Source organism: Psychromonas saccharinae, assembly GCF_051201515.1.
GTDB lineage: Bacteria > Pseudomonadota > Gammaproteobacteria > Enterobacterales > Psychromonadaceae > Psychromonas.
In genome coordinates this window covers 1305046-1316915 of the sequence record NZ_CP195153.1, presented here as the reverse complement: position 1 = coordinate 1316915, position 11870 = coordinate 1305046, and the positions used below count along the sequence as shown (strand labels likewise).

The window sequence follows — 11870 nt, the reverse complement described above, 5'->3', positions numbered from 1 at the left end:
TAGGTGTCCTTACTATTAAAAGCTTTTCGCGTAATAACTAACAATAACTCTTTCAGTATTACCGCTTATTCCTGTTGAACGGGAAACAATTTTAAAAACCTCAGAGGATGAATCATCTGAAGTACTTCCATAACTACTGATAGTGATTGATGAATCACTATCTTCATCAAAACTCACCTCGCCCATATCCTCAATAAAATAAGTTGCGACCACACTGCTATCTGATACATCTGTGGTTGCACTAATAACATTGTTATCCCATGTACTATCATCAAACAGATCCGATGGGCCATTACCTTCACTATAAAGCCCGCCATTACCACTATCTGAAAATGAATTTAGATTAGAAAGTGTATCTATATAAGATTCGGCATCTTTAATACCTGATTCTGCAATTTCGAGCGAAACGTGCATATCTCTTACTGCAGAGGTCATTTTTTCTTGTATCATCACGTTTTGTCCCCCGGATAATACAAATAACGTTAAGGCGACTAAAATAATCAAACTAACAATTAAAATAGCCCCCGATTGTTTTTTTAATGTCATATAATTTCCCTATTAAAGTGTATGGTTTCTTATATTCGTTGTTGCCGTATAAGTTCTTTCTAAAGAAGTCCCAGATACACCATTACCACTTTCACTTACTAACTCAATCTTAATAGTTAATACATCATCCATATCCGACACACTGTCAGCATCGGAATAGGTATCAACAGAACCACTGCTATTAGTATCCTCACCATAACGAATCTGAAGGTCACTAACTCCTCTTACCACTTCACTTACACTGCCATTAACACTGCTATATAAAGAGTAAACACTACTATCTGAGGCACTTGCTGCGATAAAATAAGTACGTGATGAAGGGGAAAGTATTTGAGCGCCAATAGCATAGGCAGAAGATAAGTTGCCAGAATGCGTTAATGTACTAGAAGATGTAGCACTATTAGAAAAAATATCGCCAACGACACAATCCGTAATCAGGATCATTTCGTCTTTTGCAATACTGCTACCAGAAGTAATGGAAATTGAATCCGATGTAGAAGACATATCGGCATTAACCGCTACATTTGAGTAACTTTGTGCGCCACGTAACGTTAACGTGTCTGTACCATCAAGCACATTTTCACTGTCAATAGTCAAAGAACTGACATCATTATTACCTTCAAGGCCACCATCACTAAGATCTAAATCAACACTGCTTGCATCTGAAAGGTTATTGGTAATATCGTCACGATCATTAGCACATCCCCAATAATCTGCGCCTCGAATATCACGACTGATCAATTCAATTGCCATGCGACCATTTTCTTGCACACGAGAGAAGCCATTTTGCACACTAACACCATGAATATTAGCGGTAAATATTTTTAATACTGCAAATAACACCAATAAACTAATTGGTATAGCTATCATTAACTCAATTAATGAAAAACCTTTATATGACTTGAAATGTGAATTGTTATTTTTCCTCATGCGAATTTTTCCCTAATTAACACGATGCAATCAAAATTAAAGTTGAACTGAAAGCGTAAATTCAGCGGTATCAACTAACCCGCCACTGCTATCACGATCTTGCTCATTCCACTCAATGTGAATATCGTATACATCACCATTGGCTGTAACAGTTCCACTACCAGAAGGTAATCCTCCCGATAATACGTCTTGAGTGATAAGTTCTGACCATTCATATTCATCTAACTGAGCAACTTCGGAAGTACTGCAAGCACTACAACTAGTCGATGTTGCACCGCTAGTAGAAAGTGCATCATATTTTCCAGCGTCCACTCCAGAGGTGTTAGCACGCATTCTCTCAACCATGTCATAAGCATAATCCGTTGCCAAAGTACGATATTGAGAGTTATTAACATTCTTAATGCTGATCATTTGCATTGATGCTAGCCCTAACAATCCAACCGCCATAATAAATAACGTCACTAAGACTTCGATTAATGTGCTACCTCTCTGGTGCTCACTAAATAACATCCGATTTGTTTTACTCACAGTCAACCTCCATTGCATACACAGCACCTGAAGACAAAATGGTAATTTCACGCCCCGTTTCTCCAGTGCGATCATCACATAATGTCAAAATATCATTATTATTCACCTCTCCCGATGCAGAGAAAATAAAAGAAGAAATATCACCATCACTAACAATGGAACTGCCGTTACTGAACTCATCCCAATAACGCAACACCTCATCTGAGTCCATACTGTTACTATTATCTTCATCAACCCAAACCACTAAACCACCTTCCCAGGAAGCACCGTCCGTTTGAGAAAGTTCAACAGAAGTACCGCGTTTAACCGACTCGATTCGCGCATAGTTAAGTGCGGTAACCAAATCACTTGAATTGGAACTCATATTGCTACTTTTAATAATTGAATTAAAACTGGGTATACCGACCATTAGCACAATCGCTAAAATCGCAATCGTGACCAGCATTTCGACTAGGGTAAAACCAGATTTATCCATAAAACCGCCATTAAATAATCCCTTAAAAAGAAAAAACAGAAAGCTGTTGTCCATTAATAATTTATTAAAAATAATCAACAATATTATTAATAAAAAATAATTACTAAATATGATTTATTCTATATGGAAAATATATTTACAATGGGAAAGTAACGAGGAAAAAATAAGCACGAATGATGAATAAAATATAAAAATAACGAGGATAAAACTTTATTTTAAAGAGGATAATATAACGATATTATTCAATGATGGGCGAAAAAAAGCGCCTAGGCGCTTTATAATATAAAAATAATAATCAGAAAATTAATTCCAATTTCCAGATCTAGCTCCTGTAGAAGATAGCTGTATATCTCCATCTCCCAACTGACTACCAACGGCTGTTGCTTTAAGAGTATAAGTAGTAACAGCAGCTGATTCAATAGTTAGGTTATAGTAAGTATCGCTGCCATCTATTGGTGACTTTGTTGAAAATATAGTTGGAGCGCCTGTATTACCGCCAGTAGTTCCAGCTCCAGTATACCCCCCTGTCGTCGTATAATGTCTCTCCATAGCTTGGGCAAAGCCAAGCAATGCAGCCTGCGCATCTGCACGACGAGAGCGAGTTACACTATCCATATAAGAAGGATAAGCAATTGATGCTAATATGCCAACAATTGCAACCGCTATCAACAGTTCTATAAGAGTAAATCCATTTTTTCTTTTCATTATTATTTCCTAGGGTTCTACATATTCGTATTATTATTTCTTTTGATATGTAAAAAGGCGAAAATCTATAAGCTCACGCCCTTTCTGTTCTAATTTAACGTATCATTTCTTCCCAAGAAAATCTGCCAACATCACTACTTCCACCATTTTCTGTCGCTAGGCTTTCAACCTCTGGAGCAGTACTCACACCAAATATGTTATTATCAATAATAACAGGACCTCCTTCATTAACTTTTAAACCAGTGGTATTTTCAACGCCCATACTACTATCTCCATCAGAGCCAGCAGTTACAACTCCATCTCCATCAACATCGAGCGTATTATATGATGCTTGCTGACCGGTTTTAAAATCAATAGTCAACGTCCAACTTGTTCCACCCGATGAACATACGGAACCACTCGGTGTATTTGTATACATATATAATATTTCGTTTTCAATTGTTGAGTCTGTAAACACACGCTCTCCAAGCTCGATAGCTGTACTTGTAGTCGTTGCACGATCAACTAAATCAAAATACCAACCAGATGAGCCATTCCAATTACTTCCTGTAAGTGAACGCGTTCTACCCGTTGAAGCTGTCGCAGCCTTCGTAATTAAAGTTCTAGGAGTTAAATCTGATCTGCTCTTATCACCGCCCCCATTATCTTGTACACCATAATAACTCATTACATCCAGATTACTTGTTACGTCATTTGTTTCTAAATATTGACCTGTACCAAAGAAAACAAGCAGATTAGGAGAGCCTCCTGAGGTATATGTATTTTTCACTACCTTTGGAGCTGAAGTAATCGGTTGGTTTTTGCTGCCATTATTCGCCGTAAATAAAGGTTTGGGATCGCTACTTGTTCCATAAGAAACTTTCCAATTAGCAGTATCTGTCGTATCCGTAACATCAAACGCCCACATATTACCTTGCAAATCACCCGCATAAATATAATCTGCAACACCGTCTTGATTCAAATCAACCACTTTAGGTGTTGAAAGACCATTACTAGTCTGGTTGTTGGTCGGTATTTTGATATAATCACCGGTATCCCAAGTACCATCAGCGCCTTCTTCAACAAATAAAATAAATAACGAAGCTTTTTCATCAGTACTCTTATAGCCATTACCTGTGATAACAGCCCATTTTCCATTGCTCATCATCGCAACCGTTGGTCGACTATAACTATAACCAAAATCTGCATCATCGGCACTACTAAACTCCCATAACACAAGATCTTCAGCATTCTCTGCTGAACTTGTAAACTGAGAAGGATCAGTGATATCTAATGCAAATATTCCTTTTCCACCAGCTCGCAAACCACCGATTAGTACAGAGTGCCAGTCTCTATTTGCAGCAACACCATCTTTGTCAATGAAAACATCACTCACGATTGGCGTTAAATCGACATAAAATTGATGAGCATAATTTTGACTTGCAAGGTAATGCATTCCAGCATCATCTGCATTAGAAGCAATTATTCCAGGAATATAAGCCAATTTTTCTTGACCCGCATCAGCCCCTGTTAATTCAGCATTAAAACCATGCAGCATACCGTCATTCGCCCCAACATAAGTCATTGGCGTACGATTTGCAGCAGTTACATTTTTAAATTCGGAATAGCTTTTAGCAGAGGTCCCAAATTTGTTGTTTGTACTATAATCGGGCCAATTTAAGGTTGGTGCCTCAACATAGACAGAGGTAGAATTAACAATATCGCCCAGTCTACTTGAACGGGAGCGATAATTAGTAGCACTCGTTCCAACATTATTATCATTATCACCGTAAAGATAATTAATCAGTGCCTCTGCGTCATCATTATCATTCGCACTATTACCATCTCCATCAGCATCGCTTCCTTTATACAAGTCAGCTTTTTGAGCATCACTTAAATTAGCAAAGTTGGCATAGGAAAAGATAACCCCACTTCTTGTATCTGAATCACTATTGTAAGTAAAAATATTTCGATCTGATATATCATCCTCACCCACAACCTCAATATTTGTAGGACTAGCCGAAACCCATGGATTAAAAAGCGTATCAAGTTTTTCTGCTGCATCCCAATTGGCAGAAGATGAAACAACACCAGCCTCTGAAACACTATAGGCTGAAAATGTACTGCTCCAACTAGTATCAAACGTAGCGGTATATAATGCAGTACCGGTACTAAGATCATTGGCATTGAAAGAAACAGAACTCATCGCTGAAGTTTTAGCTGCAATATTTTGCACCACATCGTTAAACACATCGATTAAACCAGCACTACTAGAGGCTGTGTAAAACGAAGTACCACCGGCCGTCGCCATACTTGTTAAAAGAGTACTTCCCGATACTGCACCACCAAAGCCGATAAGATATGTTTCCACTTTATTGGTATATTCATCTCCATTATCATGATCAATATCTGGCCGTAAATCAGTTTCATACATGGCCTGCACAACATCAACCCCATTTGCAGCTGTACTATAATTTTGTAATCTCGAACTAATATTATTATCGGAAGTAGGCTCTCCATCAGTCATTGCAACAATAAAATTTTGCTGACACCAATTTTGAATAACAGTTGTTCCTGAACCAGGTGTTGTTGTATTGGAACCATGTGGCGTGAAAATGTTATTTGCGGAATCGACAACTTCAGTGCCACCGACATCCCCTGCATGTAACGTTAGGTTTCCGGTATAACCAGCCCTATAATACCAACCTAAATCCTGAAGAGATTCGACCAATGGTGTATTACCAGAATGTGTTATATTATTAATTTGGGTTGTCAATGTACTACGTTGGGTTTCTACAGATGCAATATCAACAAGCACCTTTGCACCATCTCCGCTATTATATTGCGCAAGACCAACACGAATATCATCTAAGTCAGCAACTAATGAAGATGCAACTGTATGAGTAACCTGCATACGGGTAAATGTATTGTCTTTCTGCCCCCCAGTAAAACCACCTGTTGCACTATTAAAATACCAATTTAGATAGTGCCCTGTATAGGAAGCGGTCCCATTATTAGCTGGGTGTCTTACACTTGAGCCAGTAAATGCATAAAGGGATGCAGTATAATTAGTATCATTATCAAAACACTTTTTATCAGAACCTGAATTCCCAAATTGATAGTTCTTCTTCCAGCCGCCGCTACCGGTGAGATTAGTGTAATCGCGGTCCTTGGAAAAGTAAGCAGTACCGTTACCGTAATCAGCAACTTTAAGATATACATTTCCACTAAATACATGTCCTGAGTCACAAGTATAGGTATAGTCACTGCTATAGCCTTGATCATAAGGTCCGCTATACCCTTCCGCATACTCAGTTTCTTCCACCACAATATTTTTCATAGAGCCCGAACTATCTAATAGCATCATCATATTCGGTTCAACACTCGAGCCAGCAATTAAAGGAACTTTTGGTAATGTTAACGCAAGCGCAAAAGGTGTGGCAAAAAGTGTTAGAAACAGCTCAGCCAGTAATGTTTTTTTAAATAAATTATTCATATTTGTTCCTTAAAAGTGAAGGATTAAATTAAAAACTTCTACCGTAATAACTCACGACAATACGTTCAGTGTTACCATTATTCCCTAAGGTACGAGATACAATCTTAAAAAGACGAACATCTGCATCTGCTTCCGATGCAGTCGCGTGTGTTTTTATCTCAATTTCATCACTCGTTGTTGCAACAGAGATTAAGCCTAAATCTTCAATAAAGTATTGTGCTACTGTACCTGCCCCTGAAACAACTGTTGTTGCGGAACTGGTCACACCAACATCCCATGTACCAGATGCAAAAAGATTAGTTGGCCCATTACCAGTACTGTAAAGTCCATTCGTACCTGCATCAACAAATGAGCTATTATCTGCAAGAGTTTCAATAAAAGCCTCCGCATCACTCAAACCAGATTCTGCTATTTCAAGAGACACATGCATGTCACGCACTGCTGATGTCATTTTTTCCTGAACCAAAACTGATCGACTGGCAGACAAGACAATCAGAGTTAAAACAAACAATATAATCAAACTAACGACCAGAACTACACCAGATTCTTTTTTACACATAATAATACTGACCTTACTATAAAGTACGATTACGAATATTCACCGTAACCGTATGAGTTCTTTGCAATGAGACTGCCGAAGTATCACTACCGCTATCACTCACAAGTTGTACACGAACAAAAAGCACATTCCCCATCACGGTAACTCCATCAGCATTCGATACTGTATCTGCAGAACCATCGTTAGTTGTATCTTCGCCGTAGAGCAACTGTAAGTCATTGACACCTCTAACAAGCTCAGTAACAGAGCCATTTTCACTTATATATAATGAATTAGTTCCCTCTCCATTTATTCCAATAAAATAAATTTTAATATAAGGAATTAACACTTGAGCATCAATTCCATAAGTATTTGATAACGCAGAGGCATGGCTAATTGTTCCATCAACTATTGATGTATTAGTTAAAGTATCCGCACCTTCACAATCAACAATCAATAATACATCTCCCGTAGCAATACCACTGCCCGCAGTAAATGAAATGCCAGCAGAAGCTGATACCATTGCAGCAGCTATTTTTGCATCAGGAAACCCAGTGGAACCTCTTAATGTTAGCGTATCTGTGCCACTTTTTACTGAAATACCGCCAATTTGTGTTGCTGAAGTATAATTTTCGACACCCAGCACCCCTTGTTGTCCAGTCGGCACAACAACTGAGGCGTTACCCTCTAAATTTTTGATTAAGCTAGTATCGTGAATACATCCCCAAAAATCTGCAGACCGAATATCCCGCGTTAATATTTCCGTCGACATACGGCCACTTTCTTGAACTCGAGAAAATGCATTTTGTGTATTTAGGCCCTGTACATTGGCTGTGAATATTTGTAGTACAGCGAACATCACAAGCAACCCAAGCGGTATAGCTATCATTAATTCAATTAATGTAAACCCATCTTGGTAACGTAAATTTAATTTATTTTTTATATTACTACCCATATCTCTCTCTAATACAAAATGTGAAAACAGCAGAATTTTATCTTGCCTCACCATTTTAACTTAGCTCTATAGTTGAATCGTTAAAGTTAATCTGGAATTGCTTATTACGCCCCCAGTATTATCACGATCTTGTTCGTCCCAGGTTACCTGAATATCATAAACACCTGTACCAACACTTCCACTAACAATTCCCTCTCCACTTGGTAAACCACCAGAAAGAACACTTGCCCCTAGTTGCTGGGCCCATTCGAAGCTATCTAATTGAGCCATATCAGATGTACCACAACTGCTGCCCATACAAGTAGGGGCACTTGCAGAAACAGTTTTAAGTGCAACATAATCACCGGCAGAAACACCCACCGGATTAGAACGCATTCGTTCTGCCATATCATATGCATAAGATACTGCTAAGGAACGAAATTGAGAATTATTTATGTTCTTTGAGCTATTGATCTGCATTGCAGCTAAACCAAGCAATCCTATCGCCATAATAAATAAGGTAACTAAAATTTCAATTAACGAAGTGCCTTTTTGAAACTTAGAAAATACAATTTTAGTTATTTTTAATTTCCGTTTGGTTTTAAGTACAATCATTTTTTTCCTCTACGTAAACAGCACCTGAAACTAAAATAGTAATAGTTCGCCCTGTTTCTCCTGTCCTATCGTCACAAAGCGTAAATACATCACCAGGAGAAGCTTCACCTAACGCACTGAAAACTATAGAAGTATTCGTACTATTTATTTGACTACCATTACTGAATGCATCCCACAAACGCAGCTCTTCTCCTGCATCTAAAGTATCATCACCATCGGTATCAACCCACACAACAACGCCACCACTCCAGCTTGTAGGAGCGGTAACTATGCGTTGGCTCAAAATAATATTATCTCCGCGTTTTACTGCTTCCATCCGAGCATAATTTAATGCTACAACAATATCATTGCTGTTAGATCTTATGGCACTATTGCGTATCAACTCATTAAAACTGGGCACACCAATGCCTAAGACAATTGCCATAATGGCGATTGAAACCAACAACTCAACAACGGTGAAACCTGAACTTTTCATATACATCTCAAAAAAACCAAACAATCTACAATAGTAATATATTACTCATTAAAGAATGCACAATGTTAATTAAATATGGAAGAAGATCACAAGATAATTAAATATCGTATAAAATACAAGCTTTTGATTTCTCAGTAGAGAAACCTGAGCCATAGTTCACATTAAAAATTTTGCAATAAAAAAGGTGCATAAAGCACCTTTTTTTATTAGAGAAAGGAAATTATTAGGTTAAATACTATCAAGTGCCGCATTTAATGTTTCACTCGGACGCATTGCAATCGCCATTTTAATGGGGTCGGTATGGAAATAACCACCCAGATCCATTTTACTGCCCTGTGCATCATTTAACTCTTTTACGATAACCGCTTCGTTATCAGCCAATGTTTTAGCTAACGGTGCAAATTGAGCCTGTAACTCAGCATCTTTTGTTTGTGTCGCTAGCGCTTCAGCCCAGTACATTGCAAGGTAGAAGTGACTACCACGGTTATCTAGTTCATTGACTTTACGTGAAGGCGACTTGTCTTCTTTCAGGAATTTACTGTTTGCAACATTGAGTGCTTCAGCCATAACAACGGCTTTTTCATTAGCCGTTTTTTCGGCAATATCTTCAATAGAAACGGCTAACGCTAAAAACTCACCCAATGAATCCCAACGTAGATGGCCTTCTTCGACAAATTGTTGAACATGTTTTGGTGCAGAACCACCAGCGCCTGTTTCAAATAGACCACCACCAGCAAGTAGAGGAACGATTGACAGCATTTTTGCACTGGTACCTAATTCTAAAATTGGGAATAAATCAGTAAGGTAATCACGTAATACATTACCGGTCACAGAAATAGTGTTTTTACCTTCTTTAACACGTTGCAATGTATATTTAATGGCTTCATTTGGTTCAAGTATCTGGATATCTAAACCAACCGTATCATGATCTTTTAAGTAGGTTTTCACTTTAGTGATCAAGTTTGCATCGTGTGCTCTATTTTCATCTAACCAGAAAATAGCAGGTTGGCCTGTCGCTCTTGCACGGCTAACGGCTAAACGTACCCAATCACGAATTGGCACATCTTTGGCCTGACACATACGCCAAATATCTCCTTGTTTAACAAGGTGCTCCATTAATACATTGCCAGCTTGATCGATGACTTTTACGATACCATGTGCTGCGATTTGGAAGGTTTTATCGTGCGACCCATACTCTTCTGCTTTCTGTGCCATCAGGCCAACATTCGACACATTTCCCATTGTCGAAGGATCAAATGCACCATTTTCACGGCAGAAGTTAATAGTTTCTTGATAAATGCCGGCATAACAACGATCTGGAATCAACGCTTTAGTATCTTCAAGCTCACCTTCTGCATTCCACATTTGACCACTTGAACGGATCATTGCAGGCATTGACGCATCGATAATGACATCACTTGGTACATGTAAATTAGTAATGCCTTTATCAGAATCAACCATCGCTAATGACGGACGCACGGCATAAACGGCTTGAATATCAGCTAAAATTTTCTCTTTCTGTTCTTCAGGAAGCGTCGCAATTTTTGCATAAACATCCCCTAAACCATTACGTTGGTCAACACCCAGCTCAGCAAATAGATCTGCATATTTAGCAAATACATCTTTAAAGTAAACGGTCACTGCATGGCCAAACATAATGGGATCAGAAACTTTCATCATGGTTGCTTTAAGGTGTAAAGACAGCATGATATTGTTTTCTTTTGCATCTTGCATTTGCGTTTCAAAAAAATCACGCAATGCTTCGCAACTCATTATAGAAGCATCAATTACTTCATCTTTTAATACTGGCGTTGATGCTTTTAATACGGTCACTTCACCTGAATCGGCGGTGAATTCAATTTTAACATCATCATCTTGAGTCAAAATAACTGATTGTTCGCTGCCATAAAAATCCCCTTCTTGCATATTAGCAACGTGAGAACGAGACTCCTTAGACCAAGCCCCCATTCGATGAGGATTATCTTGTGCATATTGTTTAACAGCATCAGCAACACGACGGTCAGAGTTACCTTCACGAAGAACAGGGTTTACAGCACTGCCCAATACTTTTGCGTAACGTGATTGAATGTCTTTTTGTTGATCAGTTTGTGCATCTTCAGGGTAAGCAGGAATATCGTATCCATGCGCTTGAAGCTCTTTAATAGCTGCTTGTAATTGTGGAAGTGATGCACTTACATTGGGTAATTTGATAATATTTGCTTCAGGTGTTTTTGCAAGCGCACCTAATTCAGCTAATGCATCCGGAATTTTTTGTTCTTCGGTTAAGTTATCCGGGAAATTAGCAATAATACGACCCGCTAAAGAAATATCTCTTGTCTCGACACTAATACCAGCAGCTTGGGTAAAAGCATTAACAATAGGAAGCAGTGAATGTGTTGCTAACGCTGGTGCTTCATCCGTTTGTGTATAAATAATCTTTGCAGATTTATCAGTCATATCATTTCCTTTAACTACGGTTAATAATTTCAATTGGCACAAAAGCACACGGCACCTCAAATAAATCAACATTTGAAGAGTGAAATTTTTATGCCATCAAAAAATGAGATCTTTATCATAGCGAAAACTGTTAAATAGTCCAATTAGATGCATATTTACGCACTAAAAGTTGCTACCAGGACACTATTTGGT

At 38.3% G+C, this 11870-nt stretch carries 11 protein-coding genes; all 11 read right to left on the bottom strand.

Annotation, left to right across the window (positions count from 1 at the left end; translation table 11 throughout):
* Nucleotides 1-15: 15 nt before the first annotated feature.
* The 11 genes from ACR30L_RS05855 to ACR30L_RS05805 all read right to left on the bottom strand — a co-directional run bounded on the left by ACR30L_RS05855 (nt 16) and on the right by ACR30L_RS05805 (nt 11678).
* Complete coding sequence (locus ACR30L_RS05855; RefSeq protein WP_435237100.1) at nt 16-546, bottom strand: pilus assembly PilX family protein; 531 nt, start codon at nt 544-546, stop codon at nt 16-18.
* 12 nt (nt 547-558) lie between these two features.
* A complete protein-coding gene (locus tag ACR30L_RS05850) occupies nt 559-1476 on the bottom strand; it encodes a PilW family protein (RefSeq protein ID WP_435237099.1) in 918 nt (305 codons plus the stop codon).
* A 36-nt stretch (nt 1477-1512) separates the two neighbouring features.
* Complete coding sequence (gene pilV, locus ACR30L_RS05845; RefSeq protein WP_435237098.1) at nt 1513-2004, bottom strand: type IV pilus modification protein PilV; 492 nt, start codon at nt 2002-2004, stop codon at nt 1513-1515.
* The gene (locus ACR30L_RS05840; protein ID WP_435237097.1) at nt 1997-2479 is read right to left on the bottom strand and encodes a GspH/FimT family pseudopilin; all 483 of its coding nucleotides are present in this window, start codon (nt 2477-2479) and stop codon (nt 1997-1999) included. The genes pilV (ACR30L_RS05845) and ACR30L_RS05840 overlap by 8 nt, the downstream gene beginning before the upstream one ends.
* A gap of 303 nt (nt 2480-2782) precedes the next feature.
* Nucleotides 2783-3184, bottom strand: a complete 402-nt coding sequence (locus tag ACR30L_RS05835; protein ID WP_435237096.1) for a type IV pilin protein — start codon at nt 3182-3184, stop codon at nt 2783-2785.
* Nucleotides 3185-3278: 94 nt separating this feature from the next.
* Nucleotides 3279-6659: a pilus assembly protein gene (locus tag ACR30L_RS05830; RefSeq protein WP_435237095.1), complete on the bottom strand. Its 3381-nt coding sequence runs from the start codon at nt 6657-6659 to the stop codon at nt 3279-3281.
* Nucleotides 6660-6687: 28 nt separating this feature from the next.
* Nucleotides 6688-7218: a pilus assembly PilX family protein gene (locus ACR30L_RS05825; RefSeq protein ID WP_435237094.1), complete on the bottom strand. Its 531-nt coding sequence runs from the start codon at nt 7216-7218 to the stop codon at nt 6688-6690.
* Nucleotides 7219-7234: 16 nt separating this feature from the next.
* Nucleotides 7235-8152, bottom strand: a complete 918-nt coding sequence (locus tag ACR30L_RS05820; protein WP_435237093.1) for a PilW family protein — start codon at nt 8150-8152, stop codon at nt 7235-7237.
* A 66-nt stretch (nt 8153-8218) separates the two neighbouring features.
* A complete protein-coding gene (pilV, locus tag ACR30L_RS05815) occupies nt 8219-8746 on the bottom strand; it encodes a type IV pilus modification protein PilV (protein ID WP_435237092.1) in 528 nt (175 codons plus the stop codon).
* Nucleotides 8733-9221 (bottom strand): GspH/FimT family pseudopilin, encoded by a 489-nt coding sequence (locus tag ACR30L_RS05810; RefSeq protein ID WP_435237091.1) that lies wholly within the window; start codon nt 9219-9221, stop codon nt 8733-8735. Before ACR30L_RS05810 ends, pilV (ACR30L_RS05815) begins: the two co-directional genes overlap by 14 nt.
* A 228-nt stretch (nt 9222-9449) precedes the next feature.
* Entirely contained in the window at nt 9450-11678 is a 2229-nt protein-coding gene (locus ACR30L_RS05805) for an NADP-dependent isocitrate dehydrogenase (RefSeq protein ID WP_435237090.1), read from the bottom strand.
* Nucleotides 11679-11870 lie beyond the last annotated feature (192 nt).

Excerpts from the sequence above, each read along its gene's own strand:
- ACR30L_RS05855 (WP_435237100.1), bottom strand. The coding sequence starts at position 546 with ATGACATTAAAAAAACAATCGGGGGCTATTTTAATTGTTAGTTTGATT.
- ACR30L_RS05850 (WP_435237099.1), bottom strand. The coding sequence starts at position 1,476 with ATGAGGAAAAATAACAATTCACATTTCAAGTCATATAAAGGTTTTTCA.
- ACR30L_RS05840 (WP_435237097.1), bottom strand. The coding sequence starts at position 2,479 with ATGGATAAATCTGGTTTTACCCTAGTCGAAATGCTGGTCACGATTGCG.
- ACR30L_RS05835 (WP_435237096.1), bottom strand. The coding sequence starts at position 3,184 with ATGAAAAGAAAAAATGGATTTACTCTTATAGAACTGTTGATAGCGGTT.
- ACR30L_RS05830 (WP_435237095.1), bottom strand. The coding sequence starts at position 6,659 with ATGAATAATTTATTTAAAAAAACATTACTGGCTGAGCTGTTTCTAACA.
- ACR30L_RS05825 (WP_435237094.1), bottom strand. The coding sequence starts at position 7,218 with ATGTGTAAAAAAGAATCTGGTGTAGTTCTGGTCGTTAGTTTGATTATA.
- ACR30L_RS05820 (WP_435237093.1), bottom strand. The coding sequence starts at position 8,152 with ATGGGTAGTAATATAAAAAATAAATTAAATTTACGTTACCAAGATGGG.
- pilV (WP_435237092.1), bottom strand. The coding sequence starts at position 8,746 with ATGATTGTACTTAAAACCAAACGGAAATTAAAAATAACTAAAATTGTA.
- ACR30L_RS05810 (WP_435237091.1), bottom strand. The coding sequence starts at position 9,221 with ATGAAAAGTTCAGGTTTCACCGTTGTTGAGTTGTTGGTTTCAATCGCC.
- ACR30L_RS05805 (WP_435237090.1), bottom strand. The coding sequence starts at position 11,678 with ATGACTGATAAATCTGCAAAGATTATTTATACACAAACGGATGAAGCA.